This is a genomic window from Dinoroseobacter sp. PD6 (genome assembly GCF_028807315.1).
GTDB classification, from domain to species: Bacteria; Pseudomonadota; Alphaproteobacteria; order Rhodobacterales; family Rhodobacteraceae; genus Dinoroseobacter; species Dinoroseobacter shibae.
The window spans coordinates 581,993-607,460 of record NZ_JARAMN010000001.1; the positions used below are offsets into that span (position 1 = coordinate 581,993).

Below are 25,468 nucleotides of genomic sequence, written 5' to 3' on the forward strand. Positions count from 1 at the left end.
CCTGGACCAAGCCCTCCACCCGCGTCCCACGGGGATGTGAGGACTGATGCCTACGCAGTTCTGGGTAGCCCGGGGCCGCGGAGCCGGTTTCCGCAAGGGAATGTCGACCTTGTCCCCCTTTTCTTTCCCCGATTGGCGCTCTAGCCTGCGATCTGGGCAACAAGATCCAACTTGGGAGTTACACATGAAATCGCTGCTTCTCGCCTCCGTGGCGACCGTGGCCATGGCGACCTTCGCCGCCGCGCAATCGAACGACATCAAGATCGGTATCTCGGTGGGCTTCACCGGGCCGCTGGAATCGCTGGCGCCGCCCATGGCGATGGGGGCCGAGATGGCGATGAAGGAAGTTTCCGACAGCGGATTGCTGCTTGGTGGGTCCACGGTCACGCCGGTCCGGGCCGACAGCACCTGCATCGATGCCGGTGCGGCGACCTCTGCCGCCGAGCGGCTGATCACCTCCGACGGGGTGAAGGGCATCATGGGGGCGATGTGCTCCGGGGCGACGGGCGCGATCCTGTCCAACGTGGCGATGCCGAACGGGGTTGTGATGATCTCGCCCTCGGCCACCTCGCCGGCCCTGTCGACGGTCGAAGACAACGGCCTGTTCTTCCGCACGGCACCCTCGGATGCGCGTCAGGGTGTGGTGATGACCGAGATCATCATGGATCGCGGCTTCAAGGAAGTGGCGGTTACCTACACCAACAACGACTACGGCAAGGGGCTGGCCGACAGCTTCGCCGCGGCCTTCGAGGAGGCGGGCGGCACCGTGACTCTCGTGGCGGCCCATGAGGACGGCAAGGCGGACTATTCCGCCGAGGTCGGCGCGCTGGCCTCTGCGGGCGGCGAGGTGCTGGTCGTGGCGGGCTACGTGGACCAGGGCGGCTCGGGCATCATCCAGGCCGCGCTCGACACCGGCGCGTTCGACACCTTCGTGCTGCCGGATGGCATGGTCTCCGTCGCGCTGGAGGAAAACTTCGGGTCCGACATCGACGGCTCCTTTGGGCAGAACCCGGGCACCGACAGCGACGGCAAGCGGATCTATGCGGAGATGGTGGGCGATGCGTACGATTCGACCTCGCCCTTCTCGGCCGAAAGCTACGATGCCGCGGCGCTGATCATGCTGGCGATGCAGGCGGCAGGCTCCGCCGAGCCGGGCGACTACAAGGATCACGTGATGGACGTGGCCAACGCGCCGGGCGAAGAGATCCTGCCGGGTGAGCTGGCAAAAGGCCTCAAGATCCTCGCCGAAGGGGGCGAGATCGACTACGTGGGTGCTTCGGCGGTGGAGCTGATCGGCGGTGGCGAATCCGCCGGCAACTATCGCGAGATGGAGATGAAGGACGGCAAGGTCACGACCGTCCGGTTCCGCTAACCCTTTGATATCGCGTGAACAGCCCGGGCGCACCCCGGGCTGTTTCGCATGAGGTGCCTCATGATCAAGGTCGAGAACCTGCACAAGCATTTCGGCGGCTTCCGGGCCGTGGACGGCGCAACACTGGAGATTGCGGAGGGCTCGATCACTGGGCTCGTGGGCCCTAATGGTGCGGGAAAAACTACGCTTTTCAACGTGATCGCGGGAAATCTTCAACCGACATCCGGCAAGGTCACGATGCTGGGCGAGGACATCACCGGCCTGCCGCCTCATGAGCTGTTTCACAAGGGGCTGTTGCGGACCTTTCAGATCGCCCATGAGTTCGGCTCGATGACCGTGCGGGAGAACCTGATGATGGTGCCCGGCGCGCAATCGGGCGAGACCATGTGGAACGCGTGGTTCAAGCGCGGCCAGATCGCGCGCGAGGAAGCGGCCTTGGGAAAGAAGGCCGACGAAGTGCTTGAATTCCTGACCATAGATCATCTGCGCGACGAGCGGGCCGGGAACCTGTCCGGCGGGCAGAAGAAGCTGCTGGAGCTGGGGCGCACGATGATGGTGGACGCCAAGATCGTGTTTCTCGACGAGGTCGGCGCGGGGGTGAACCGTACCCTTCTGGGCACCATCGCCGATGCGATCCTGCGGCTGAACCAGGAGCGTGGCTATACCTTCTGCGTGATCGAGCATGACATGGATTTCATCGGCAAGCTGTGTGATCCGGTGATCGTCATGGCCGAGGGCAAGAAGCTGGCCGAGGGCACCATCGACGAGATCAAGGCCAACGAGCAGGTGATCGAGGCCTATCTCGGTACGGGCCTGAAGAACAAGGAAAAGACGCCGGCATGAGCGCGCAGAACCCTTACCAGGAGGCGCGCGGGAACAAGGACGCGTCGATCACCAACCCGCGCCCCGGCGGCACGCTGACCCCCGGCACAGCGCCCGAGGGACGCAGCGCTGCCTATCCGGGCGAGCCCTTCCTGATCGGCGACGGGATGACCGGCGGCTATGGCAGCGGTGCGGATATCCTGCATGACTGCACCCTCGCGGTGGACCGCGGCGAGATCGCGGTGATCGTCGGACCGAACGGCGCGGGCAAATCCACGGCGATGAAGGCCGTGTTCGGTATGCTGAACATACATACCGGATCCGTACGGCTCGATGGCGAGGACATCACCGGCCTCAGCCCCCAGGCGCGCGTGGCCAAGGGCATGGCCTTCGTGCCGCAGGTCAACAACATCTTCACCACCATGACCGTCGAAGAGAACCTGGAGATGGGCGCGTTCCTGCGCCGCGATGACATTTCCGGCACCATGGAGCAGGTCTACGACCTGTTCCCGATCCTGCGCGACAAGCGCAAGCAGGCAGCGGGGGAGCTGTCGGGCGGCCAGCGCCAGCAGGTCGCCGTGGGCCGTGCCCTGATGACCCAGCCACAGGTTCTGATGCTGGACGAGCCGACCGCCGGGGTCAGCCCCATCGTGATGGACGAGCTTTTCGACCGGATCATCGAGGTGGCGCGCACGGGCATCTCCATCCTGATGGTCGAACAGAACGCCCGCCAGGCGCTGGAGATCGCCGACAAGGGCTATGTCCTCGTGCAGGGGCGCAACCGCTACACCGACACCGGGCAGGCGCTGCTGGCCGATCCGGATGTGCGCAAATCGTTCCTGGGGGGTTAAGGCATGCGGGCCATCTATCTGGCATTGCTGGCTTTTCTGCCGAGCCTCGCCGCCGCCAACACAGTCTGTCGATTCGACACCGAGTGCCTGGAAACCGAGACCTGCACCGAAAGCGGCTTTGACGTGCAGATCAGCCTGCCCACCGGCACGCAAACCATCACCGGGCGGCTCGTGGCGGAAACCGATGCGGGCACCTATCCGGGGTTCGTGCTCAAGGCCGGGCCGAACGAGCGGACCATGTTCTTTGACGGCGAGAGTCTGCGGATGATGCTGACCCTGATCGGGGTTGAGGCGCGGCTTTCGGTGCATGCAGCCGAGGGGCCGACAATGGTGAGTTATACCGGTACCTGCGAGGCCTTGTGATGGATTTCCTCAACGCCCTTGTCGCATTCCTGAACTTCGTTGTCGTCCCCGCCACCGCCTATGGCAGCCAGCTGGCGCTCGGCGCGCTCGGTGTCACGCTGATCTACGGAATCCTGCGGTTTTCCAACTTCGCCCATGGCGACACGATGGCCTTCGGGACCATGGCGACGATCCTGTTCACCTGGGCTTTCCAATCCATGGGGATCAGCCTAGGGCCCCTGCCCACGGCCCTGCTCGCCCTGCCCTTCGGCATCCTGGTGACCGGCGCGCTGCTGGTCGGCACGGACCGGTTGGTCTATAAATTCTACCGCCAGCAGAAGGCCGTGCCGGTGATCTTCGTGATCGCCTCTCTGGGCGTGATGTTCGTCACCAACGCCCTTGTGCGCTTCATCATCGGCCCGGACGACCAGCGCTTTGCCGATGGCGAGCGGTTCATCATCTCGGCGCGGGAGTTCCGCAACCTGACGGGCCTCGACGAGGGGCTGGCCCTGCGCACGACCCAGGGCCTGACGGTGGTGACGGCGGTCATCGTGGTGGCGCTGCTCTTCTGGTTCCTGAACCGCACGCGCACGGGCAAATCGATGCGAGCGTTTTCCGACAATGAGGATCTCGCGCTCTTGTCGGGCATCAACCCCGAGCGGGTGGTGATGGTGACCTGGTTGATCGTGGCGGCGCTGGCCACGGTGGCGGGCACGCTTTACGGGCTCGACAAGTCGTTCAAACCCTTCACCTATTTCCAGCTGTTGCTGCCGATCTTCGCCGCGGCCATCGTCGGGGGGCTGGGCAGTCCGCTGGGCGCCATCGCGGGCGGGTTCGTGATCGCCTTCTCGGAAGTCACGATCACCTACGCCTTCAAGAAGGTGCTGGAATACCTGCTGCCCGAGGCGCTGGAACCGGACGGGCTCGTGCAGTTGCTGTCCACGGATTACAAGTTCGCGGTCAGCTTCGCCATCCTGATCATTGTGCTGCTGTTCAAACCCACGGGGCTGTTCAAGGGGAAATCCGTATGACGGTCAATCTGCGCAATCTGGGCCTGTTCGGCATTGTCGCCCTGCTGATCGTGGCCACCGGCGTGATCCAGAGCTGGAACGTGGCGCTCACGATCCTGAATTACGGGCTGATCTCGGCGGTCATGGCGCTGGGTGTGAACATGCAGTGGGGCTATGCGGGCCTGTTCAATGTGGGGATCATGGGGTTCGCCGCACTCGGCGGGCTGGCGGTTGTGCTGGTCTCGATGCCGCCTGTGGGCGAGGCATGGTCCGCAGGCGGGCTGCGCGTGGTCTTGGCGCTGTTCTGGGGGCTGATCGTACTTGCGGGGTCCATTCTGCTCTATCAGCGGATGGCACCGGGGCGGATGCGCACGCTGGCGCTGATCGTCGTGTTGCTGGCGGGGTTCTTCAGCTATCGCGCGCTGTTCGACCCGGCCGTGGCAGCGATCGAGGCGGTGAACCCGGCGGGCACGGGGTATCTTGGCGGGCTGGGCCTGCCGGTGTTGCTGGCCTGGCCCATCGGTGGGGCGCTCGCGGGCGCCGCGGCCTGGGTGGTGGGCAAGGCCGCGCTCGGGCTGCGGTCCGACTATCTGGCGATTGCGACCCTGGGGATCGCGGAAATCGTCATCGCGGTAATGAAGAACGAGGATTGGCTCAGCCGCGGCGTGAAGAACGTGGTCTCAATCCCGCGGCCGGTCCCCTACGAGATCGACCTGCAGAACGACCCCGACTTCGTGGCCCGCATGACGAGCTGGGGCTACGACCCGGTGGTGGCCTCGTCGATCGTGGTAAAGCTCGCGTATGCGGGGCTTTTCGCTGCGGTGCTGCTGGCGCTTTTGTGGCTGCTGGAGATGGCGCTGCGCTCCCCCTGGGGGCGGATGATGCGGGCGATCCGCGACAACGAAACCGCCGCCGAGGCCATGGGCAAGGACGTCAAGAAGCGGCATTTGCAGATCTTCGTCATGGGCTCGGCCATATGTGGCGTCGCGGGCGCAATGCTGGTGACGATGGAAAGCCAGCTGATTCCCTCCTCATACCAGCCCCTGCGCTTCACCTTCCTGATCTGGGTGATGGTGATCGTGGGCGGGTCGGGCAACAACTGGGGTGCGATCCTGGGCGGGTTCCTGATCTGGTTCCTGTGGATCCAGGTGGAGCCGATGGGCCAGCAACTCATGGCGCTGATCACCGCGGGCATGGAAGACGGCTCCGCCCTGAAGGAACATCTGATCGAAAGCGCGGCGCATATGCGACTGCTGACCATGGGGATCGTGCTGCTTCTGGTGCTGCGCTTCAGCCCGCGCGGATTGATCCCGGAGAAATGAGGCCTTCACCAGGTATTAAGGTTAACGCGCCCGCCACCCGCAGGCGCGTTTTCCCTATCTCAAGTCCCGAAATATCCCGGGAGGTCCGGAGGGCTGGCCCTCCGGTCCCTCAGGCGCAATGGGCGCTTTCGGCCTCGCGCATGGCGGCCACGGTCGCGTCAAGCGACAGCAGGATCGAGGCATGGCGGTTCTTGTAGTCCCGCGCCGGTTGCAGCACCTCGAACCCGTCGAAGGGCGCGTCGGGCACCGGCCCGCCCTCTTTCAGCATCGCCTTGAGCGCGTCGCGGGCCGCCTCGATCTCTGCCCGGCTGCGCCCGATCACGGCCCCGCCCAGCACCGACGCCGCCGCCTGCCCCAGTGCGCAGGCCTTCACGTCCTGCCCGAAAGCCGCAACGCGCCCCTGGTCCAGCTTCACATCCACCGTCACCGTCGACCCGCAGAGCGGCGAGCGCTTCTTGGCCGAGGCATCGGGATCGGGCAGCCGCCCGGCATGGGGGATCTCGGCCGCAAGACCCAGGATACGCTGGGAATAGAGTTTGATCAGGTCCGTGTCTGACATGGCTTTTCCTCCGGGTCCTGCGTAAGTAGAGCGCAAATCCGCTCTGTTAAGGAGGAGCACATGGAATTCGATCCCGCAAGCCTGCGATATAACGACCAAGGCCTGATCCCCGCAATCGCCCAGGATGCCGCAAGCGGCGAGGTGTTGATGATGGCCTGGATGAATGCCGAGGCCGTGGCGCGCACGCTGGACACCGGGCGCGTGACCTACTGGTCGCGCTCGCGCCAAGCGTTCTGGATCAAGGGCGAGTCCTCGGGCCATGTGCAGACCCTGGTCGAGATGCGCGTGGATTGCGACCGCGATTGCCTGCTGATCCAGGTCTGCCAGGAAGGCCCAGCCTGCCACACCAACCGGCGGACCTGTTTCTACACCGCAATCCGGGACGGCGCGGAGGTCGAATTGATGGCGCCCATGGTCTGAGCCTCAGCCCAGGGGCGCGGTGAGGGTGCGCAGGGCCTCCAGCGGGTCGTCCGCGCCCCAGATCTCTTCGCCCAGGGCGAAAAAATCCGTCAGCGGTGCGAGGGTTTCGACCGCGGCGGTGGTCAGGTTGCCTTCGGCCACCACGGGCAACTCGATCATCTGCGACCACCAGGCAAAAAGAGCGGCCTCCGCCACCTCGCCTGCGCCGGTCAGGCTGGCTGCGACCGGGCCGAAGGCGACGTAATCGGCCCCGGCCTCGCCTGCGGTCATGCCGTCATGCTGGGAGGCATCGCAATGGGCGCCGACCACGGCCTCGGCCCCGATCTCCTTGCGGACCTTGCGCACCGAGCGCGCGCCGTCGCCCAGGTGGACGCCATCGAGGCCCAGCCGCTCGACCATGCGGAAATGGGTGTCGATCACCAGCGGCACATCCCGGGCATGGGCCACCTCGCGGCAGGCATCCGCCGCGCGCGCGATGCGATCCTCGTCGCGGGTGGACAGCGCCAGCCGCACACAGGCGATCTCGGCCCCGTCCAGAAGACGGGCGAGCGTGCCGGGGAAACTGGACAATTCGATCTCCGGCGGGGTGACGAGGTAAAGCTGCGGCTGCTCGGGCGTGTCGGCCATGGGTGGCTCCTGATTTTCTTGGACGTGCTATAAACCGGCTGGGCGGGCTTGACCATTGCCGTTGCGCGGCTCTGGCCCTATGACGCGGGCCATGACCGACACGCCTTCCCAACCGGCCTTCGTGCTCGTGCGCCCGCAGATGGGCGAGAATATCGGCGGCTCCGCCCGTGCCATGTGGAACTTCGGGCTCGACCGGATGCGGGTCGTGGCCCCCCGGGACGGCTGGCCCAGCGAGAAGGCCGTCGCCATGGCCTCCGGCGCGGGACGGCTGCTGGACGAAGCGGGGCTTTATGGCAGCACCGCGGAGGCGCTGGCCGATGCCGATTACGTCTTTGCCACCACCGCCCGGCCCCGCGACCTGACCAAGCCCGTGGTTACGCCGGAGCGCGCCATGGAACAGGCCCGCGCCCTGATCGCCGAAGGCCAGCGGGTCGCGGTCCTGTTCGGGCCGGAGCGCGCGGGCCTGGAAAACGAAGACATCGCGCTGGCAAACGCGATTGTCTCGGTACCCGTCAACCCGGCCTTTCCGTCGCTGAACCTCGCGCAATGCGTGCTGTTGACGGCCTATGAATGGGGCCGCCAGACCACCGATACGCCCGCGGAAGTGATGGAGATGGCCGGCACGCGCTACGCCAACGGGGCGGAGATCACGGCCCTTGGCGACCATTTCGAGACGCGGATGGAGGAGGCCGGGTTCTTCTTCCCCGACCACAAGGCCGAGAGCATGAAGCTGAACATGCGCAACATGTGGTCGCGCCTGCCCCTGACGCTCGCGGATGTGCAGACCCTGCACGGGGTGCTGCGGCAACTCGTACGCTGGAAGGATCGCTCCGGGGGCGCATCTTGAAGCGCGCGGTGCAGGGCAATACTGTCCGCGCCAAACAGAGCCGAGGCGAGAAATGAGCAAGAAACGCAGCATTTTCGAAGAGGTCAGCGAGGCACAGCCCAAGGCGCAGCCGGTCCAGCCGGGCGTAATCGACCGGGCGGCCCGCACGGGCGCGCGCGGGGCGGTGCGAGTCTGGTTGATGATGCTGTTCGGGCTGGTGGTGATCATGATCGCCGTGGGCGGTCTGACCCGGCTGACCGATAGCGGGCTGTCGATCACGGAATGGGCGCCGATCGCGGGGGCGATCCCGCCGCTCAGCGCCGAGGATTGGGCGCGGGAGTTCGACCTCTATCGCGCGATTCCGGAATACCAGTTGCAGAACAAGGGCATGACCCTGGCCGAGTTCCAGTTCATATATTGGTGGGAATGGGGCCATCGGCAGTTGGGCCGGGTGATCGGGCTGGTCTGGGCGCTGGGGTTCTTCGGCTTTCTGGTGACGCGGAAGATCCCGCCGGGCTGGACCGGTCGGCTGTTCGTGCTGGGGGTTCTGGGCGGGCTTCAGGGCGCGATCGGCTGGTGGATGGTGGCCAGCGGGCTGACCGGCACCATGCTGGACGTGGCCTCCTACCGGCTGGCGACCCATCTGGGGCTGGCCTTCTTCATCCTGGGGCTGATCGCCTGGTACATCATGGTCCTGGGCCGTCCCGAGCGCGACCTGTTGCAGGCCCGCCGGTCCGGGGAAGCAGGGCTCGTGACGGGGGCAAACTGGCTCATGGGGCTGGCGGCGGTGCAGATCCTGCTGGGCGCGCTCGTCGCCGGGATCGATGCGGGCCGGACCTATACCGACTGGCCGCTGATGGCGGGCGGGTTCCTGCCCCTGAACATGTGGGAGCTCGAGCCGATCTGGCGCAACTTCTTCGAGGATCCGGGGCTGGTGCAGTTCAACCACCGGATGGTGGGGTACCTTTTGCTGCTCGTGGGGCTCTATGTCTGGTGGCGGTCGCGACGCAGCGCCCATGTCACCACCAAGCGCGCCTTTGACTGGGTGGCGGTGATCCTTTTCGGGCAGATGGTGCTGGGCATCGTCACGGTGCTGAACGCGGCGCCCTGGACCTGGGCCATCGCGCACCAGTTCGGCGCGGTGGTCACGATCTGCCTGATCCTGCGGGCGCGGTTCCGGGCGCGGTATCCGGTCGCAACCTCCCTGCGCGGGGCCGTGGCATGAGCGCACTTGCCGAGCTGATGGCGTATCAGCGCGAGACCGAAGCCCTGGCGCAAGTCGCCGGGCGGCTCGGCTGGGACCAGGAAACGGTCATGCCGCGCGGGGCCGCGGAGCAACGCAGCGCCGAGATGGCCGCGATGGAGGGCGTGCTGCATGCCCGCCGCACCGACCCGCGGATCGGCGACTGGCTGGCCGGCGCCACGCCCGAGACCGAGGTGGAGGCCGCCAACCTGCGCGAGATCGCACGCAGCTACGCCCGCAACACCAAGGTGCCCGCGCGACTGGCGGCGGAGCTTGCCCGCGTCACGTCGCTGGCGCAGGGTCGCTGGGCCGAGGCACGCGCGGCCGAGGATGTGCCCGCCTTCCTGCCCGTGCTGGAAGAAGTCGTCGCCCTGCGCCGGGAGGAGGCCGCGGCACTCGCCGACGGCAGGCCTCTCTATGATGCGCTGCTGGACGACTACGAGCCCGGCGCGACGGAGGCCGAGATCGCCGCACTCTTCGACCGGATGCGCCCGCGCCTCGTGGCCTTGCGGGACCGGGTGCTCGGGGCGGATTACGCGCCCCCTGCCCTTGCCGGGACGTTTCCGCGCGATGCGCAGCTCGCCCTGTCACGGGATCTGGCGCTGGCGTTTCAGTACGACCTCGATATCGGGCGGATCGACCTCGCAGTGCATCCCTTCAGCTCCGGCTCGGGCCGGGACGTGCGGATCACCACGCGGGTGGCCGAAGACGACCCGTTCAACTGCTTCTACTCCACCATCCACGAGGTCGGGCACGCCACCTACGAGCAAGGGGTCGATCCCGCGCACCTGCTGACCCCGATCGGGCGCGGGGCCTCCATGGGGGTCCATGAGAGCCAGAGCCGGATCTACGAGAACCAGCTGGGGCGCGGCCGGGCCTTCACCGGCTGGCTGTTCCAGCGCATGGGCGCGGCCTTCGGCGGGCTGGGGATCGACGATGCCGACGCGTTCTACGGCGCGGTGAACCGGGTGCGCCCGGGCTACATTCGCACCGAGGCGGACGAGATCCAGTACAACCTCCATGTCATGCTGCGCTTCGATCTGGAGCGGGACCTGATCGCCGGACGGCTGCAGGTATCGGAGCTGAAGGAAGCCTGGAACACCCGGTTCGCCGCCGATTTCGGCGTGGCGGTGGACCGCCCGTCAAATGGGCTGCTGCAGGACGTGCACTGGTCGGTGGGGCTGTTCGGGTATTTCCCGACCTACAGCCTCGGGAATGTCTATGCCGGGTGCCTGTTCGACGCGCTCAAGCGCGATGTGCCCGACTGGGAAGATGGTCTGACCCGAGGCGATGCCAATGCCTGCACCGGCTGGCTGCGGGAGCGGCTGCAACGCCACGGCGCCTTGCGGGGCCCGCGCGAGACCATCAAAGCGGCCTGCGGCGCGGCCCCGACGGAGGCGCCGCTGCTCGACTATCTCGACGCGAAGTTTACCGAGATCTACCGGCTCTGAAGGCAAAAAAAACCGCCGCGCTCCGGTCAGGAGGCGGCGGCAAGGCAGCGGATCTGTTGGGGAACGGCGCGAGACAGGCAAATCTCGGATCGTCCGGGGCGCAAAACTACGCGGGGACGGGCGTTTCGGGTGGGGGCCCGAGAACGCGGGGCGCCAAGCACAGACCGCAGGCAGATCAGATCAAAACAGGCAGGTGCAGCATGGCCGCGAAGAGGACGAGGATCGCGAGCGCCCCGGTGGCATCCTGCGCCAGAGATGCCGGTGCGCGGGTTACGATAGACTTAATCTCAGTAAACATCTCGACCTCCTCAACCTGTTTGTTGACTCTTTGTTCTCATTTCTAGCAACGGAAGTAAAGAACTTTTTAAGAACAGGTGTGAACAAACCGGATCGGCAGGCTCTACCCCACGGAGATCAGGCGGATCGCCTCGTCCTGCCCGGTCAGCCACAGCAGCATGCGAACTGCCTCGCCCCGCGGACTGTCGAGCTTGGGATCCTTGGCCAGCAGCGCCCGCGCATCGGACTGCGCCATCGCCATCAGCCCGGCCTGGCGTTCGAGATCGGCGATGCGAAACCGGGGCAGACCCGATTGCGCGGTGCCAATCAGGTCCCCTGCCCCGCGCATCTCCATATCCGCCTCCGAGATCCGGAAGCCGTCCTCGGTCTCCCGCATCAGCTTGAGCCGCTTGGTCGCCGTCTCGCCCAGGGGCGGCGCATAGAGCAGCAGGCAACTCGAAGCGGTGCTGCCCCGCCCCACCCGGCCGCGCAGCTGGTGAAGCTGCGCAAGCCCGAAATGCTCCGCCCCTTCGATCACCATGATCGATGCGTTCGGCACGTCCACGCCCACCTCGATCACCGTGGTCGCGACCAGCAATCGCGTCTCGCCCGCCACGAAATCCGCCATGGCCGCGTCCTTCTCGGCCACGGGCATCTGGCCATGGACCAGCCCGACCCGCCCCTCGCCGAACCGCGCGCGCAGATGCTTGAACCGCTCTTCTGCGGCGGTCAGGGCGAGGGTTTCGCTCTCTTCGACCAGGGGGCAGACCCAATAGACCTGCCGCCCCTCCGACAGCGCCGCGTCGAGATGGGCGAGCAACTCGTCCAGCCGGTCGGCCGAGACCAGCGCGGTCTTCACCGGCGTGCGGCCCGGGGGTTTTTCATCGAGGATCGAGACATCCATGTCGCCATAGGTCACCAGCGCCAGGGACCGCGGGATCGGCGTGGCCGTCATCACCAGCACATCGACCGCCGCCCCCTTGGCCCCCAGCCGCATCCGTTCGCGCACCCCGAAGCGGTGCTGTTCGTCGATCACCGCAAGGCCCAGATCGTGGAAGGCGACATCGTCCTGGAACACCGCATGGGTGCCCACGAGGATATGGATGTCCCCGGCGGCCAGGGCGGCGATCTTGGCCGCCCGTTCCCGCCCCTTGTCGCGGCCCGTCAGCACCTCGACCACCACGCCCGCCGCCTCGGCCAGCGGCAGAAGCGCCGCCAGATGCTGCCGCGCGAGGATCTCGGTGGGCGCCATCATCACCGCCTGTGTCCCCGCCTCCACCGCCAGCAGCATCGCGACCAGGGCGACCAGGGTCTTGCCCGCGCCCACATCGCCCTGCAGCAGCCGGTTCATCCGGTGGGGGGCTGCCAGGTCCTCGGTGATCTCGGAAATCACCCGCTGCTGCGCGCCGGTGGGGGTGTAGGGCAGTGCGGCAAGCACGGGCCCGACCCGCCGCCCGTCGCCCGTCAACCGCCGCCCCGGGGCCCGGCGGCGCTGCGCCCGGGCCAGGGCCAGCGTGGTCTGATGGGCCAGCAACTCGTCATAGGCCAGCCGCCGCCGCGCGGGCGTGTCGGGCCCAAGCTCTTTCATCGACTGCGGCGCATGGGCCGAGGCCAGCGCGGAGGCGAAATCGGGCCAGACCTCCTGCGCCACGAGGGCGGGGTCGGCCCACTCGGCCAGATCCGGCACGCGGTCCAGCGCCCCCGCCACGGCCTTCTGCATCGTCTTTTGCGTGATCCCGGCGGTCAGGGGATAAACCGGCTCGAACCCGCCGAGGGTTTCGGCCTCCGCCTCGGTCAGGACATGGTCCGGATGCGGCATCTGGGCCTGACCGTCATAAAGCTCCACCCGGCCCGAGATGATCCGCTGCGCCCCCGGGGGCAGCAGCTTCATCAGGTAGTCGCCCCGGGCGTGGAAATAGACCAGCGTGATCGTGGTCGCGGCATCGGCGACCTCGATCCGGTAGGGGCGGCCCTTGCCCGAGGGCGGCAGGTGGCGGGTGACGGTCACGGGCACGGTCATCACCGACGGGAACGGGCCGGTCTGCACCGTATCGACCAGCCGCCGTTCGATGCCCGAACTCGGCAGGGTGAAGATCAGGTCCCGCGGCCGCGCGATGTCCATATGCGCCAATGTCTGCGCCGTCTTCTTGCCGATGCCGGGCAGGGTTTCCAGCTCTGCAAAGAGCGGGAAGAGCGCCGCGGGGCGGCTGCTCACGCAAGCCCCGCCAGAACGCGCCAGGCGTCCTCGTCGATCACCTCGATGCCCAGGGCTTCGGCCTTGGTGGCCTTGGACCCGGCCCCCGGCCCGGCGATCAGAAGGTCTGTCTTCGCCGAAACCGACCCCGCGACCTTGGCCCCCAGTGCCTCGGCGGTGGCCTTGGCCTCGGCCCGCGACATGGTCTCCAGCGTCCCGGTGAAGACCAGCGTCTTGCCCGCCACGGGACTGTCCCCGACCTGCGGCGGCGTCGCCGGGGCCGGATCGATCTGCGCCAGCAACCGGTCGACCGAGGCGCGCTCCGCCTCTTGTGTCAGGGTGGTGACCAGGGCGCGGGCCATCACCTCCCCCACCCCGTCGATATTGAGCAGATCCGCCCAGGCATCGCTGGTCTCGTCCACGGCCGCGTCGACCGCCGCCAACAGTGCCTCCATGGTCAGGTACTGATTGGCCAGAAGCGACGAGGCGCTCTCGCCGATATGGCGGATGCCGAGGCCGAACAGGACCTTGGCAAAAGGCGCCGTGCGCGCGGTATCGATGGCGCGGAACAGGTTCTCGGCGCTCTTGTCGCCCCAGCCCTCGCGGTTCTTGAGCTGCTGCAACCCCTGGCCGTAGCGCGCGCGCAGGGTGAAGATATCCGCAGGCTCCGCGATCCAGCCGTCGCGGTAGAACTGCTCCACCTGCTTGGCGCCCAGCCCGTCGATATCCAGCGCCCCGCGGGAGACGAAATGCTTCAGCTTCTCGACCGCCTGGGCCGGACAGATCAACCCACCGCTGCAGCGGCGCACCGCATCGCCGGGCTCCCGCGGCGCGTCGGAGCCGCATTCGGGACAGGTCTTGGGGAAGTCGAAGGGGGCTGCGCCTTCGGGGCGGCGCGACAGGTCCACATCCCTGATCTTGGGGATCACATCGCCCGCGCGGTAGACCTGCACCCAGTCGCCCACCCGGATATCCGTCCCCCCCCGGATCGGCGCGCCGGTGTTGTCGCGGCCCTGGATGTAGTCCTCGTTATGCAGGGTGGCGTTCGACACCACCACGCCGCCCACGGTGACCGGGGCGAGCCGCGCCACGGGGCTGAGTGCGCCGGTGCGCCCGACCTGGATGTCGATCGCCTCCAGCCGGGTCCAGGCGAGCTCGGCCGGAAACTTGTGGGCAATCGCCCAGCGGGGCGTGGTGGAACGGAACCCGAGCCGGCGCTGCAGGTCGAGATCGTCGAGCTTGTAGACCACCCCGTCGATGTCATAGCCCAGCGTGGCACGCTGCGCCTCGATCGCGCGGTACTGGGCGAGCATATCTTCGGGGGTCTCGCAGCGCACGGTCAAGGGGTTTATCGTGAACCCGAATTCGCGAAACCGCGCCAGTGTTTCGGTCTGGGTCTCGGCAAGCGGGGCGGAGATCTCCCCCCAGGCATAGGCGAAGAATTTCAGGGGCCGCGCGCGGGTGATCTCGGCATCGAGCTGGCGCAGCGACCCGGCGGCCGCGTTGCGCGGATTGGCGAAGGTCTTGCTCCCGGTCTCGGCCTGGCGCGCATTCAGCTCGGCGAAATCGGCGTGCGACATATAGACCTCGCCGCGCACTTCTAGCACCTCCGGCGCCCCGTCGAGCCTGTGCGGGATGTCGTCGATCGTGCGCGCATTGGCGGTCACGTTCTCGCCCACGGCCCCGTCGCCCCGGGTGGCGGCCTGCACCAGCGTGCCGTTTTCATAGCGCAGCGACAGGGACAGACCGTCGATCTTGGGCTCTGCGGTGTAGGCGAGCGGGGCGTCTTCGGCCAGCCCGAGGAAGCGGCGGATGCGGGTGTCAAAGTCCCGGATATCCTCGTCGGAAAAGGCGTTTGCCAGCGACAGCATCCGCACCGCGTGGGTGACCTTCGAAAACGTGTCCGAGGGTGCGGCGCCGACCTGGTCGCTGGGGCTGTCACCTCGTTTCAGGTCGGGAAAACGCGCCTCGATCGCCGCGTTGCGCTGTTTGAGCGCGTCGTAATCGGCATCCGACAGGCTGGGCGCATCGTCGCGGTGGTATTCCGCGTTGGCACGGGCGAGCAGCTCCGACAGGCGCGCAAGCTCTTTCCGCGCCGCTGCCTCGCTCAGCGCTTCGACCGCAACATCCGTGTCGTTCATCGGGGTCCCCATCCACACTCCCAGCGGGTCAAGGAATAGCAGCGCTTGCCCCGAGGTCCAGAGCCCGCGGGCGCCGAAACGGAAAGGACCGTCCTTCGACATGCGAAGAACGGTCCCGGTCGCCAGTGCGGAGTGGAGGGGTCAACCGGTGGCGAGTTGCGGCGCCGGTGCTTCGACGGGGTCCGGATCGCGCAGCACGTAGCCGCGGCCCCAGACAGTTTCGATATGGTTCTCGCCGCCCGTGGCTTGGCTGAGCTTCTTGCGCAGCTTGCAGATGAACACGTCGATGATCTTCAGCTCGGGCTCGTCCATGCCGCCGTAGAGATGGTTGAGGAACATCTCCTTGGTCAGGGTCGTGCCCTTGCGCAGCGACAGCAGCTCGAGGATCTGGTATTCCTTGCCGGTCAGATGGACCTGCATCCCATCGACTTCCACCGTCTTGGCGTCGAGATTGACGAGGATTTCACCGGTCTTGATGACCGACTGGGAATGCCCCTTGGACCTGCGGATGATCGCGTGGATCCGCGCGACCAATTCTTCGCGATGGAAGGGCTTGGTCAGATAGTCGTCGGCGCCGAAGCCGAAACCCTTTATCTTGCTTTCGGTATCGTCGGCGCCCGACAGGATCAGGATCGGCGTCTCGATCCGGGCCAGCCGGATCTGACGCAGCACTTCGTGCCCGGTCATGTCCGGCAGGCCGAGGTCCAGCAGGATCAGATCGTAGTCATAGAGTTTGGCAAGATCGATCCCCTCCTCGCCCATGGCCGTACAGTAGACGTTCAGATTGGCGTGGGTCAGCATCAACTCGATGCTCTTCGCCGTTGTCGGGTCGTCTTCGATGATCAGGATGCGCATGGGGGCATTTCTCCGCTTCGGCTCGCAATGGTTAACGCTCACTCTGGCGGGAAATAGTTAATTGCGAGTTACCAACTCGCTTAACTTTGCCAAAACAACTCAGGGTTGTCTATACTCTTGCAACTTTGTTGCCTTCAGGCCTTTCAAGCCGTGGCTTTCGATGGCGGACAACCAGGAGGCGAACTCTTCCTCCGACAATCCGTACCATCGGCAGGCCTCTTCTTCCGAAATCAGGCCCGACATCACCCCTTTGACCACCGCGGCCTTGCGGCTCGCCACCCACCGGCGCGTATTGCGATCCGGCAGATCCGATCGGGTCATGATGCTCCCATCCGGCAAGGTTACCGATGCGGGGCCACTTTCTTTACGCATATACATCGCAGTCTACCTCTTGTCCCTCAGACGGGGTCACTTTCGGCCAACAGCCTTAAGAGGAAGTGAAGCGAGGGCTTGAGAGTAAGCCGTATTTTTCTATATTTGGACTGTTCTTCCGGAGAGACCCGATGACTTCAGCGACAGCGTCCCTGACGCCTGCCCTCAACTCCCTTGGCTTTGCCAAACCGCCCTCGGAGACCCGCGTGGTCGTGGCGATGTCGGGCGGTGTCGACAGTTCTGTCGTCGCGGCGGAGCTGGCCTGCGAAGGGTATGACGTGGTGGGCGTGACGCTTCAGCTATACGACCACGGCGCAGCTCTGGCCAAGAAAGGCGCCTGCTGCGCCGGGCGCGACATCCACGACGCGCGCCGGGTGGCCGAAGAGATGGGCTTCCCCCATTACGTGCTGGACTACGAGAATACCTTTCGCGAGGCGGTGATCGACGAATTCGCCGACAGCTACCTCGGCGGCGCGACCCCGGTCCCGTGCATCCGCTGCAACGAGCGGGTGAAGTTCAAGGACCTGCTGGAGACCGCCAGGGACCTGGAGGCCGACTGCATGGCCACCGGGCACTATATCCAGCGCAAGATGGGTCCGGCCAAGGCGGAGTTGCATTCGGCAGCGGACGCCAATCGCGACCAGTCCTATTTCCTGTTCTCCACCACCCAGGAGCAGCTCGATTACCTGCGCTTCCCCCTCGGCCACCTGGCGTCGAAGGCCGAGACCCGCGCGCTCGCGGCCAAGCACGGGCTGAGCGTGGCCGACAAACCCGACAGCCAGGACATCTGTTTCGTCCCCAACGGCGACTATGCCTCGGTGATCGAGAAACTGCGCCCCGGCGCGGGCGAGCCGGGTGAGATCGTGGATATGGACGGGACCGTCTTGGGCACCCACCGGGGCGTGATCCACTACACGATCGGGCAGCGGCGGGGGCTGGGCATCGGCGGGCTGGAGACGCCGCTCTACGTGGTCAAGCTCGACCCCGACGCGCGCCGCGTGATCGTCGGCCCGAAAGAGGCGCTCAGCACCCGCCATGTGCCCCTGCGCGAGATCAACTGGCTGGGCGATGCCCCCCTCAGCAGCCGCGCCGAATGGCCCATCGCAGTGAAGGTCCGCTCCACCCGTCCCCCGCGGGACGCGATCCTGCGCCCGATCTCGGACACGGAGGCGACGGTCGAGTTGCTCACACCCGAGGAAGGGGTGTCTCCGGGGCAGGCCTGCGTGTTTTATGACCCAGATGGCACGCGGATCTTCGGGGGCGGCTGGATCTGGCGGGGCGCGTAATCCCGCAGCACGAACGGCAAGACCCCGCCACACACGCTGCCCATCCCCGCTCCCGTGCGGTTTTTTGTTGCAAACATCGCGGCACTGCGCCTCATTAACAATTGATTAATTTACAGTCTTGGTCGCATCCGCGACAGGAGGCACATCCATGGTCGCAAGTCTTTCAGGGGTCGTTTTCGGACAAATCTATCCGGACAATACCGGTGGACCGGAGTTCGATTCCGATCTCGATGGCACCGCCAGCCAGGAAGACGAATTCGTCTCGATCACCAACACCACGGGCGCGCCGATCGATATCTCGGGCTGGCAGATCTGGTCCGACAGCACGGGCTCCGGCGCGCCGGACCGGCCCCAGGACGGGCTCTACCACACCTTCCCGGCCGGCTCGACGCTCGCGCCGGGAGAAACCCTCTACATTATCAACGAGATCACGGGCACGCCGCCGGGCTGGGCCCAGGAAGCCTCCGAAGGCGGGGTCGAGTCCGGGCCCGGGGGCCAGAGCACGAACCTACTGACCGAAGGCAGCACCCCGAATTCCGACAGCGAGGCGATCGCCCTCGTGGATCCGGCATCCGGAGAATACATCGTTTTCAACATGGCCGGGCGCGTCCGCGTCGACGACCTGCCAGGCTTTCCGGGAACCGACGAGGTGGGCCGGGTGAACGCCCAGAGCGTGCAGAAGGACCCGGGCGCGGGTTTCTCCTACCAATACGACGCGGCCACCGACAGCTACATCTACGCGGCGGCCTTCGTGCCCTGTTTCGCGCGCGGCACCCGGATCGACACGCCCGAGGGCCCCGTCCGCGTGGAGGAGCTGTGCCCCGGCGACCTGGTGCTGACCCGCGACCACGGCCCGCGCCCGGTGGCGGCCGTGCTCTCTCGCGAGTTGCCGCTGACCGCCGACACCATGGCCGACCACAAGCCGATCGAGTTCAAGCCCGGCAGTCTCGGGCCGAACCAGCCCGCCGCGCGCCTCGTGGTCTCGCCGCAGCATCGGATGCTGCTGCGCACGGTGGAGGGGCGCGAGTTGCTGGTGCCGGCCAAGGCGCTGGTGAATATGGGCGGGGTGCGCGTGATGCAGGGGTGCCGCAAGATCACCTATGTGCATCTGGTGTTCGACCGCCACGAAGTGGTGCGCGCCGAAGGGGCCTGGACCGAGAGCTTCTTTCCCGGCGCCTATGCTCTCTCGGCCTGCGACGGCGCCACGCGGGAAGAGATCTTCCGCATCTTTCCGGAAACCCGAACCGGGGCAACCCCTGCGCCCGTGCGCGCGCTCGTGCCCGTCGGCAAGGGGCGCAGCATGGTCGCCGAGAAGGCCCTCAGCCCGGTGCCCGCAGGTCTCTAGCGGCGCAACACCGCCCGCGCGGCCCGAAGGCCTGGCGCCTCCCCACCCTGCCCCAGCCGCGTCATCGTGCTGGTCATCGCCTCTCGCTGGGCCGCCTGGGCTGCGGGATCGTTCAGCAAGCTGACAAGCCCCTGCCCGATCCGCGCAGGTGTGCAGTCCCGGCCGAGGCATTCCGGCACCGCGCGCGTGTCCGACACCAGGTTGACCAGCGTCACCGTGTCGATCCTCAGCAACCATCCGATCAGCAGCCGTGACAGCCAGTTCATGTCATAGGCGATCACCATGGGCGTCTCGCTCGCCGCCAGTTCCAGCGACACGGTCCCCGAAGCCGCAAGCGCAAGGTCCGCCGCCCGGAACGCCGCGCGTTTCTCCGCCAGATCGCTGCCCGAGGTCAGGACCGGCGCGCCGGGCCAGTCGCGCAGCGCCTCGGCCACCATCGCGCGCACGGCGGGGGCCGGGACCACGACGACGCGGGTCTCCGGGCGTGCCGCCACCGCGATCCGGAGCGCTGCGCCGAACCGCTCTGCCAGCCGCGCCACCTCGCCGCGGCGCGAGCCGGGCAGCGCCAGGATCAGCGGCGCCTCCGCCGCGATCCCGTGCGCCGTGCGAAAGGCGTCCGCCTCCGCCTGCGTCGCGACAGGCTCGGCCACGACCGGGTGGCCCACGAAATGCGCGCCCATCCCGGCCTCGGTCATGTAGGGCGGCTCGAAGGGCAGCAGGCAGAGCACCTCGTCCACCACCCGCGCCATTTTCCTGGCCCGCCCCGGACGCCAGGCCCAGACCGAGGGCGCCACGTAATGGACGATGCGCTGCGCCCCTGCGGCCTTCACGATCTTTGCCACGCGCAGGCAGAAATCCGGGCTGTCGATGGTCACCAGCACATCCGGCGCGGCCGCGATCACCGCCTCGGCGGTCTGCGCGATCCTCCGCTTCAGCGCGCGGTATTTCGGCAGCACCTCGGCGATCCCCATGACGCTCAGCTCGTCCATGGGAAACAGACTCTCCATCCCCTCGGCCCGCATCAGTGGGCCGCCGACACCCTGGAACGTGACCTCCGGGGCGAGGGTCTTCAGCCCCGCCATCAGCGCCGCGCCCAGCTTGTCGCCCGACGGCTCCCCCGCGATCAGGAACACGCGCATCACGCCACGCCCCAGATCGCGATCCCGGCCGCGTCGGCGGCGGTCCGGGTCGCATCGCGGCCGAGGATCAGGATATGCCCGGCCTGCAGCGCGATGCCCGCAAGGCCCGCCGCCTGCGCCGCGGCCACGGTGTCCGGACCGATGGCGGGCATGTCGATGCGCAGGTCCTGCCCCGGCTTGGCGCGCTTGACCAGAACGCCGCCCGGTCCCGGATCGGGCCGGGTCTGCGCCACGAAGCGCAGCATCGCATCGGTGCCCGGCAGGGTCTCGATGGCAAGGCACAGCCCGCCTGCAACCACGCAGCCCTGCCCGATATCGAGCGGCCCGGTCACGCGCAGGATCTCCGCCCCCCGCGCGGCATCGGCGCGCAGCGTCTCGGAAGGCGCGACATCGCCCAACGCGCCCTGGGGGGCCAGCAGCCCGGGCGCGATGTCATGCGCCCCCAGCACCCGCAACCCGGCCTCCTCGAAGATCGCGATGACCTCGCGCAGAAGCCGGTCGTCACCGTCACCGATCACCTTCATCAGGCGCGGCACCAGCGGCAGGCTCAGCGGATGCAGCTTGCCCATCTCGACCTTCGGGCGTTGCATGGCGCCGGCGAAACAGACCTCGGTGATCCCGGCCTTGCGCATGTCCCGCACCACGCGGCCCAGGGCCTCGACCCGAAACACGGTGACCTCCGGCAGATCGGGCGCGAAACCTTCGAGCGCATAGACCCGGTAGGGCGTGCCCGCCGCGCCCAGGGACGCGGCCAGTGCCAGGGGCAAGCCGCCCTGCCCTGCGATCAGCGCCAGCATGGGCTAACGCGGGGTCAGGAAGGACCGGTCGGATTCGGCCAGGATGAAGGTGACGATCTCGCGGACATAGGCGCTCTCGGTCTCTTCGCCCAGCCGCGCGGCCCGGTCGAGGAAGGCGCCCTCCCCCTGGGCCAGCATCTGGAACGCCGCGCGCAGGGCGGTGATGTCCGCGCGCGACACCCCGCGCCGCTTCAGCCCGACCAGGTTCAGCCCGTCCAGCTCCCCCCGCGGGGCCTGCACGAGGCCGTAGGGGATCACGTCGTTGGTCACCATGGTCACGGCCCCTATGATGGCGCCATGACCGATCCGCACCCATTGGTGAATGCCCGACAGCCCGCCCACGATCACATCGTCGCCCAGCACGCAATGCCCGGCCACGGCGCAGTTGTTCACCAGGATCACCCGGTCGCCGATCACCGCGTCATGGGCCACGTGGCAGCCGGCCATGAACAGCCCGTCATCGCCCACGCGGGTCACACCGCCGCCGCCCTCGGTGCCGGTGTTCATGGTCACATGCTCGCGGATGCGATTGCGCTTGCCGATCACAAGGCGTGATCTCTCGCCCGAGAATTTCAGGTCCTGGGGGATCTCCCCGATCGACGCGAAGGGAAAGACCACCGTTTCGTCCCCGATCTCGGTCCAGCCGGTGATTACCGCATGGCTCTTGATCTCGACCCCCGCGCCCAGGCTCACCTCGGGTCCGATCACGCAGAACGGGCCGACCTTGACCCCCGGCCCGAGGGTCGCGCCCTCTTCGATCACCGCGCTGGGGTGGACAGTGGCCGTAGGGTCGATCCCGCTCATGCGGCCGCTTGGGGAAAGCTGATCATCGCGGTGAACTCGGCCTGTGCGGCCACCGTATCCTCCACGATCGCCTCGCCGAGGAACTTCCAGACCTTGCCGCCGGGCTTGCCGCGCATGGTCTCGACCCTGAGCGACATGACATCGCCCGGCACGACCTTGCGGCGGAACTTGCAGTTGTCGATGGACATGAAATAGACGCTCACATCCTCGTCCGCGGACGCCATGGAGTGCCCCACCAGAACCGCTGAGGTCTGCGCCAGCGCCTCGACGATCATCACGCCGGGCATGATCGGCTCGCCCGGGAAATGGCCCTGGAAATGCGGCTCGTTGAAGGTCACGTTCTTGATGCCGAGCGCGGATTTGAACCGGACCATGTCGATCACCTTGTCCACGAGCAGGAAGGGATAACGATGGGGCAGGATGCGCTGGATCATCGCGAGATCCGCTGTCGTTTCAAACTCAGCGGTCTCGTTATCCTTGGCGTTCATCGGACTCTCCTTGTTCTCGGGCCGGTGTGGTGCGCCCTCGCCTAGCAATCCCAGCCGGTGGTGACAAGAGAGACGCGCATGGGCTCACTCCGGCGTCGGGGGTGTTTGGGCCTCCGCCTCGCCGGGCTCCGTGAAGGTCGCATCGATGCGGGAAATCGCCTCGTCCGTCACGTTGATGCGGTCATCGGACAGGAACACCTGGCGCGGGTCGAGAAAGACATAGGCCCCGTAATCCGACAACAGCCCGCCGAGAATGGGCAGCACCAGTTCCAGGAACTGCGCCCGTGCCTGCTCCCGCTGCTCGATCAGGGCCTGGGACTTGGCGTCCTGGGCGGACCGGATCCGGTTGACCCGCGCGTCGAATGCATCGGCGGCCTCGCGAAACGCCTCCGGGGTCATGGTGGGCCGCGACGTGGTCAGGGCCTGCTCTTCCTCGATCAGGGTGCGCTCGATCTCGCGGTTCTCCAGGGCAAGCGCGCGCGACTGCGCGTCGACATCCTCGATCAGCTGTGCGCCCAGCCAGGTTTCGAGGAACAGACGGTCCTGCTCGATCACGAGGATACTGGACTGGATACGTTCCTGCGCACCGGCGACGGTCCCCGCCCCCGCCAGAAGACACAGGGCCAGCGCCACGGCCCGCCAAAGCCGCCAGCCCCTCATGTCAGAAGCGCGTCGAGACGGTGAAGTCGAAGTTGCTCACATCGTCATAGTCTTCTTTCCGCAGCGCCCGCGAAAAGTTGAAGCGCAGCGGGCCGATCGCCGTGTCCCAGAACACCGAAACCCCCGCGGCGGAGCGCAATATGAAGTCGTCATCCACTTCCACGCCACCTGCTCCGGCGGTGTCATCGAGGTCCCAGACCGTGCCGATATCAAGGAACGCGCCGAACTCGATGCCGTATTCCTCCGGCAGACCCAGCGGGAATTCCGCCTCGAACCGGGCGACGACATACTTGTTGCCGCCCAGGGCGTCCTCGTTGCCGGCTTCCCGGTCCCGCGGGCCGATCCCGTTGGACGCGAACCCGCGCATCTGCCGCCGCGACAGGAAATAGCGGTCGGTCACGCGGCTGCTTGCATCGCCGATCGCGGTGATCGCGCCCCCTTCGAGGGCGGCGCGCAGCAGCACCTCTTCGTTGAACACCCGCGTCTGGGCGATGGCGGTCGCCTCGGTGAACAACAGCGTGTTGTCGCCCAGCGGGCTTTGCAACGTCTGGTCGAAGCGCAGCAGCACGCCGGCATTGGGGTTCAGACCCGTCCGCCGGGTGTCAAAGGTATAGGCATAGCCGATGCGCGCCCCGGATTCCTTGCCGGTCTCCCGGAACAGGATCGGCGAAGAGTTGACCGGATCGAGATCGGACAGCTCCTCGCTGAAATACCCCGCGGTCAGACCCAGTCGCCCGTTCTCGCTCACCGGGAAACCGACACCGATATCGAGGAAGCTCCGGTCGATATCGAACTCCCGGTTGGAGTTGTTCGAGCTCACAGTCCCCACCGAGAAGGAGAACGACACGTCCCGCGCCAGGAACGATGGCTCCACGAAGCGGAAGGACAGGTTCTGGTCCCCCGACGTGCCGTCGAAATTCAACGAGACGGTCTGACCGCGACCGAGAAAATTGCGCTCCGTCAGCGAGACGATCAACCCGAAACCGTCATCGGGGGAAAACGAACCGCCGAAGGACAGCGACCCGGTGGGCTGCTCCTCGACATCCACATCGACGATGACCGAGTCCTCGGTGGAGCCCGAGCGCGTGTTCACATCCGCCACGGAGAAGAACCCGAGCGCGCGGATCCGTTCTGCGGCCTCGCGGATTTCCCGCGGATTGAACGGATCCCCCTCGACCGTGTCGAACTGGCGCCGGATCACCCGGTCAAGCGTGGTCGCGTTGCCTTCGATATCGATGCGTTCCACGAACACGCGCGGCCCTCGTTCGACCACGAAATCCAGGTCGAGCGTCCCGGCCGCGTCGTTGCGCGTCACCCGGGGTGTCACGCGGATGAAATTCAGCCCCTGGGCCAGCGCCAGCCGTTCGAGCCGGGTGATCGTGCGATCCACCTTGGCGGGGGAATAGACCTCGCCCGGGTCCACGTCGATCGCCGCGATATAGCCGTCGATGTCCACCTCGCTCAGGTCCGAGCTGGCCGTGACCTGGCCGAAGCGAAACTGCTGGCCCTCGCGCAGATTGAAAGTCAGGAACACCGCGTCGCGCTCCCGCGACAGCTCCGGCGTCACCGACAGGACCTGGAAATCCACGTAACCGCGGGCCTGGTAGAAATCGGTCAGAAGCTGGCGGTCGAAGGCCACCCGGTCCTCGATGAACGTGTCGGCACGGATGATCTGGCGGAAAATCCCGGCCTGTTTCGTGGCCAGCTCCCGGCGCAGGCGGCGATCCGAGAATACCCGGTTGCCGACGAAGCTGATGCGCTCGTTTTCCACCACCGCACCTTCAGTCACCTCGAACACCACGTCGACGCGGTTCTCGCTGCGCCGGATGATGCGCGGCTCTACCGTGGCGGCCAGCCGCCCGCTGAGCTGATAGGCCTCGATGATCGCGGCGGCATCGGCCTCGGCGGTCTCGGGGGTGAAGACCTGGCGCGGGGCCGATTGCAACACGCTCAGCAGCTGATCGTCGTTCAGCCGCCGGTTGCCTTCGATGCTGACCTGGTTGATCGTCGGAAACTCCACCACGTCGATCACCAGAGTGTTGCCACGCGGGGTCAGGGTCACGCTCTCGAAAAGACCGGAGTTTTGCAGCCGCACGAAGGCATCGTTGAGCTGCCCGCCGGTGACCGTCTCACCCCGGGCGATCTCGGCGAAGTTGAGGATGGTCGCCGCCTCGATCCGCTGGTTGCCGTTGATCTCGACATTGGTGAAGCGGAAGTCCTGGGCCCGGGCCATATCTGGAGAGGTCATCCCCAGTCCCATACAAAG

The 25,468-nt window shown here is 66.8% G+C and carries 25 protein-coding genes; 12 read left to right on the forward strand and 13 right to left on the reverse strand.

Going from position 1 to position 25,468, the window contains the following annotated elements:
- Positions 1–184 precede the first annotated feature (184 nt).
- The 6 genes from PVW48_RS02725 to PVW48_RS02750 are packed head-to-tail and all read left to right on the forward strand — an operon-like array spanning position 185 to position 5,719.
- On the forward strand, positions 185–1,372 hold the full coding sequence (locus PVW48_RS02725) for an ABC transporter substrate-binding protein (protein ID WP_012178194.1): 1,188 nt from the start codon (positions 185–187) through the stop codon (positions 1,370–1,372).
- Between the two features lie 60 nt (positions 1,373–1,432).
- Positions 1,433–2,215: an ABC transporter ATP-binding protein gene (locus PVW48_RS02730; RefSeq protein WP_274580180.1), complete on the forward strand. Its 783-nt coding sequence runs from the start codon at positions 1,433–1,435 to the stop codon at positions 2,213–2,215.
- Positions 2,212–3,045, forward strand: coding sequence for an ABC transporter ATP-binding protein (locus tag PVW48_RS02735; RefSeq protein ID WP_274580182.1), 834 nt, complete (start codon positions 2,212–2,214; stop codon positions 3,043–3,045). The genes PVW48_RS02730 and PVW48_RS02735 overlap by 4 nt, the downstream gene beginning before the upstream one ends.
- A gap of 3 nt (positions 3,046–3,048) precedes the next feature.
- Positions 3,049–3,408 (forward strand): hypothetical protein, encoded by a 360-nt coding sequence (locus PVW48_RS02740; RefSeq protein WP_274580183.1) that lies wholly within the window; start codon positions 3,049–3,051, stop codon positions 3,406–3,408.
- Positions 3,408–4,418 (forward strand): branched-chain amino acid ABC transporter permease, encoded by a 1,011-nt coding sequence (locus tag PVW48_RS02745; RefSeq protein ID WP_274580184.1) that lies wholly within the window; start codon positions 3,408–3,410, stop codon positions 4,416–4,418. Before PVW48_RS02740 ends, PVW48_RS02745 begins: the two co-directional genes overlap by 1 nt.
- The gene (locus PVW48_RS02750) at positions 4,415–5,719 is read left to right on the forward strand and encodes a branched-chain amino acid ABC transporter permease (RefSeq protein WP_012178189.1); all 1,305 of its coding nucleotides are present in this window, start codon (positions 4,415–4,417) and stop codon (positions 5,717–5,719) included. The genes PVW48_RS02745 and PVW48_RS02750 overlap by 4 nt, the downstream gene beginning before the upstream one ends.
- Before the next feature lie 109 nt (positions 5,720–5,828).
- Here PVW48_RS02750 and PVW48_RS02755 read toward each other — a convergent pair whose 3' ends face one another.
- Complete coding sequence (locus PVW48_RS02755) at positions 5,829–6,278, reverse strand: iron-sulfur cluster assembly scaffold protein (protein WP_274580185.1); 450 nt, start codon at positions 6,276–6,278, stop codon at positions 5,829–5,831.
- Between the two features lie 60 nt (positions 6,279–6,338).
- Here PVW48_RS02755 and hisI point away from each other — a divergent pair, with 60 nt between their 5' ends.
- Positions 6,339–6,698 (forward strand): phosphoribosyl-AMP cyclohydrolase, encoded by a 360-nt coding sequence (hisI, locus tag PVW48_RS02760; protein ID WP_274580186.1) that lies wholly within the window; start codon positions 6,339–6,341, stop codon positions 6,696–6,698.
- A 3-nt stretch (positions 6,699–6,701) separates the two neighbouring features.
- Here hisI and PVW48_RS02765 read toward each other — a convergent pair whose 3' ends face one another.
- Positions 6,702–7,325 (reverse strand): thiamine phosphate synthase, encoded by a 624-nt coding sequence (locus PVW48_RS02765; protein WP_274580187.1) that lies wholly within the window; start codon positions 7,323–7,325, stop codon positions 6,702–6,704.
- A 91-nt stretch (positions 7,326–7,416) separates the two neighbouring features.
- Here PVW48_RS02765 and PVW48_RS02770 point away from each other — a divergent pair, with 91 nt between their 5' ends.
- Genes PVW48_RS02770 through PVW48_RS02780 form a run of 3 tightly spaced genes read left to right on the forward strand, consistent with a single transcriptional unit; the run spans position 7,417 to position 10,845 of the window.
- On the forward strand, positions 7,417–8,172 hold the full coding sequence (locus PVW48_RS02770) for an RNA methyltransferase (protein WP_044027681.1): 756 nt from the start codon (positions 7,417–7,419) through the stop codon (positions 8,170–8,172).
- Positions 8,173–8,224: 52 nt separating this feature from the next.
- Positions 8,225–9,376: a heme A synthase gene (gene ctaA / locus PVW48_RS02775; RefSeq protein ID WP_274580188.1), complete on the forward strand. Its 1,152-nt coding sequence runs from the start codon at positions 8,225–8,227 to the stop codon at positions 9,374–9,376.
- A complete protein-coding gene (locus PVW48_RS02780) occupies positions 9,373–10,845 on the forward strand; it encodes a carboxypeptidase M32 (RefSeq protein ID WP_274580189.1) in 1,473 nt (490 codons plus the stop codon). The genes ctaA and PVW48_RS02780 overlap by 4 nt, the downstream gene beginning before the upstream one ends.
- Before the next feature lie 175 nt (positions 10,846–11,020).
- Here PVW48_RS02780 and PVW48_RS02785 read toward each other — a convergent pair whose 3' ends face one another.
- From PVW48_RS02785 to sciP, 5 genes are all read right to left on the reverse strand, one after another.
- Positions 11,021–11,143 carry a hypothetical protein gene (locus PVW48_RS02785; RefSeq protein ID WP_274580190.1) on the reverse strand — a complete coding sequence of 41 codons (123 nt, stop codon included), beginning with the start codon at positions 11,141–11,143 and terminating at the stop codon, positions 11,021–11,023.
- Between the two features lie 102 nt (positions 11,144–11,245).
- A complete protein-coding gene (gene recG, locus PVW48_RS02790; RefSeq protein WP_274580191.1) occupies positions 11,246–13,336 on the reverse strand; it encodes an ATP-dependent DNA helicase RecG in 2,091 nt (696 codons plus the stop codon).
- Positions 13,333–15,456 (reverse strand): NAD-dependent DNA ligase LigA, encoded by a 2,124-nt coding sequence (gene ligA / locus PVW48_RS02795; RefSeq protein ID WP_274580192.1) that lies wholly within the window; start codon positions 15,454–15,456, stop codon positions 13,333–13,335. The genes recG and ligA overlap by 4 nt, the downstream gene beginning before the upstream one ends.
- A gap of 141 nt (positions 15,457–15,597) precedes the next feature.
- Complete coding sequence (ctrA, locus tag PVW48_RS02800) at positions 15,598–16,311, reverse strand: response regulator transcription factor CtrA (RefSeq protein ID WP_012178180.1); 714 nt, start codon at positions 16,309–16,311, stop codon at positions 15,598–15,600.
- A 99-nt stretch (positions 16,312–16,410) separates the two neighbouring features.
- Complete coding sequence (gene sciP, locus PVW48_RS02805; protein WP_012178179.1) at positions 16,411–16,689, reverse strand: CtrA inhibitor SciP; 279 nt, start codon at positions 16,687–16,689, stop codon at positions 16,411–16,413.
- Positions 16,690–16,814: 125 nt separating this feature from the next.
- Between sciP and mnmA the strand changes: the two genes are divergently transcribed.
- Together mnmA and PVW48_RS02815 are read left to right on the forward strand one after the other, a co-directional pair.
- Positions 16,815–17,969: a tRNA 2-thiouridine(34) synthase MnmA gene (mnmA, locus tag PVW48_RS02810; RefSeq protein WP_274580193.1), complete on the forward strand. Its 1,155-nt coding sequence runs from the start codon at positions 16,815–16,817 to the stop codon at positions 17,967–17,969.
- Between the two features lie 148 nt (positions 17,970–18,117).
- Complete coding sequence (locus tag PVW48_RS02815) at positions 18,118–19,314, forward strand: Hint domain-containing protein (protein WP_274580194.1); 1,197 nt, start codon at positions 18,118–18,120, stop codon at positions 19,312–19,314.
- On the opposite strand, the gene lpxB is transcribed toward PVW48_RS02815, so the two are convergent.
- From lpxB to bamA, 6 genes are all read right to left on the reverse strand, one after another.
- Positions 19,311–20,453, reverse strand: coding sequence for a lipid-A-disaccharide synthase (lpxB, locus tag PVW48_RS02820; protein WP_274580195.1), 1,143 nt, complete (start codon positions 20,451–20,453; stop codon positions 19,311–19,313). The genes PVW48_RS02815 and lpxB overlap by 4 nt on opposite strands.
- A complete protein-coding gene (locus PVW48_RS02825) occupies positions 20,453–21,250 on the reverse strand; it encodes an LpxI family protein (RefSeq protein WP_274580196.1) in 798 nt (265 codons plus the stop codon). The genes lpxB and PVW48_RS02825 overlap by 1 nt, the downstream gene beginning before the upstream one ends.
- A 3-nt stretch (positions 21,251–21,253) precedes the next feature.
- On the reverse strand, positions 21,254–22,054 hold the full coding sequence (lpxA, locus tag PVW48_RS02830) for an acyl-ACP--UDP-N-acetylglucosamine O-acyltransferase (RefSeq protein ID WP_274580197.1): 801 nt from the start codon (positions 22,052–22,054) through the stop codon (positions 21,254–21,256).
- Positions 22,051–22,542, reverse strand: coding sequence for a 3-hydroxyacyl-ACP dehydratase FabZ (gene fabZ, locus PVW48_RS02835; protein ID WP_012178173.1), 492 nt, complete (start codon positions 22,540–22,542; stop codon positions 22,051–22,053). The genes lpxA and fabZ overlap by 4 nt, the downstream gene beginning before the upstream one ends.
- Positions 22,543–22,626: 84 nt before the next feature.
- Positions 22,627–23,202, reverse strand: coding sequence for an OmpH family outer membrane protein (locus tag PVW48_RS02840; protein WP_274580198.1), 576 nt, complete (start codon positions 23,200–23,202; stop codon positions 22,627–22,629).
- 1 nt (position 23,203) lies between these two features.
- Positions 23,204–25,450: an outer membrane protein assembly factor BamA gene (gene bamA, locus PVW48_RS02845; protein WP_274580199.1), complete on the reverse strand. Its 2,247-nt coding sequence runs from the start codon at positions 25,448–25,450 to the stop codon at positions 23,204–23,206.
- Between the last annotated feature and the right edge of the window lie 18 nt (positions 25,451–25,468).

What these genes read in the sequence shown, in the direction of transcription:
- PVW48_RS02725 (WP_012178194.1), top strand. Translation starts at nt 185, where the DNA reads ATGAAATCGCTGCTTCTCGCCTCCGTGGCGACCGTGGCCATGGCGACC.
- PVW48_RS02730 (WP_274580180.1), top strand. Translation starts at nt 1,433, where the DNA reads ATGATCAAGGTCGAGAACCTGCACAAGCATTTCGGCGGCTTCCGGGCC.
- PVW48_RS02735 (WP_274580182.1), top strand. Translation starts at nt 2,212, where the DNA reads ATGAGCGCGCAGAACCCTTACCAGGAGGCGCGCGGGAACAAGGACGCG.
- PVW48_RS02740 (WP_274580183.1), top strand. Translation starts at nt 3,049, where the DNA reads ATGCGGGCCATCTATCTGGCATTGCTGGCTTTTCTGCCGAGCCTCGCC.
- PVW48_RS02745 (WP_274580184.1), top strand. Translation starts at nt 3,408, where the DNA reads ATGGATTTCCTCAACGCCCTTGTCGCATTCCTGAACTTCGTTGTCGTC.
- PVW48_RS02750 (WP_012178189.1), top strand. Translation starts at nt 4,415, where the DNA reads ATGACGGTCAATCTGCGCAATCTGGGCCTGTTCGGCATTGTCGCCCTG.
- PVW48_RS02755 (WP_274580185.1), bottom strand. Translation starts at nt 6,278, where the DNA reads ATGTCAGACACGGACCTGATCAAACTCTATTCCCAGCGTATCCTGGGT.
- hisI (WP_274580186.1), top strand. Translation starts at nt 6,339, where the DNA reads ATGGAATTCGATCCCGCAAGCCTGCGATATAACGACCAAGGCCTGATC.
- PVW48_RS02765 (WP_274580187.1), bottom strand. Translation starts at nt 7,325, where the DNA reads ATGGCCGACACGCCCGAGCAGCCGCAGCTTTACCTCGTCACCCCGCCG.
- PVW48_RS02770 (WP_044027681.1), top strand. Translation starts at nt 7,417, where the DNA reads ATGACCGACACGCCTTCCCAACCGGCCTTCGTGCTCGTGCGCCCGCAG.
- ctaA (WP_274580188.1), top strand. Translation starts at nt 8,225, where the DNA reads ATGAGCAAGAAACGCAGCATTTTCGAAGAGGTCAGCGAGGCACAGCCC.
- PVW48_RS02780 (WP_274580189.1), top strand. Translation starts at nt 9,373, where the DNA reads ATGAGCGCACTTGCCGAGCTGATGGCGTATCAGCGCGAGACCGAAGCC.
- PVW48_RS02785 (WP_274580190.1), bottom strand. Translation starts at nt 11,143, where the DNA reads ATGTTTACTGAGATTAAGTCTATCGTAACCCGCGCACCGGCATCTCTG.
- ligA (WP_274580192.1), bottom strand. Translation starts at nt 15,456, where the DNA reads ATGAACGACACGGATGTTGCGGTCGAAGCGCTGAGCGAGGCAGCGGCG.
- ctrA (WP_012178180.1), bottom strand. Translation starts at nt 16,311, where the DNA reads ATGCGCATCCTGATCATCGAAGACGACCCGACAACGGCGAAGAGCATC.
- sciP (WP_012178179.1), bottom strand. Translation starts at nt 16,689, where the DNA reads ATGTATATGCGTAAAGAAAGTGGCCCCGCATCGGTAACCTTGCCGGAT.
- mnmA (WP_274580193.1), top strand. Translation starts at nt 16,815, where the DNA reads ATGACTTCAGCGACAGCGTCCCTGACGCCTGCCCTCAACTCCCTTGGC.
- PVW48_RS02815 (WP_274580194.1), top strand. Translation starts at nt 18,118, where the DNA reads ATGGTCGCAAGTCTTTCAGGGGTCGTTTTCGGACAAATCTATCCGGAC.
- lpxB (WP_274580195.1), bottom strand. Translation starts at nt 20,453, where the DNA reads ATGCGCGTGTTCCTGATCGCGGGGGAGCCGTCGGGCGACAAGCTGGGC.
- PVW48_RS02825 (WP_274580196.1), bottom strand. Translation starts at nt 21,250, where the DNA reads ATGCTGGCGCTGATCGCAGGGCAGGGCGGCTTGCCCCTGGCACTGGCC.
- lpxA (WP_274580197.1), bottom strand. Translation starts at nt 22,054, where the DNA reads ATGAGCGGGATCGACCCTACGGCCACTGTCCACCCCAGCGCGGTGATC.
- fabZ (WP_012178173.1), bottom strand. Translation starts at nt 22,542, where the DNA reads ATGAACGCCAAGGATAACGAGACCGCTGAGTTTGAAACGACAGCGGAT.
- PVW48_RS02840 (WP_274580198.1), bottom strand. Translation starts at nt 23,202, where the DNA reads ATGAGGGGCTGGCGGCTTTGGCGGGCCGTGGCGCTGGCCCTGTGTCTT.
- bamA (WP_274580199.1), bottom strand. Translation starts at nt 25,450, where the DNA reads ATGACCTCTCCAGATATGGCCCGGGCCCAGGACTTCCGCTTCACCAAT.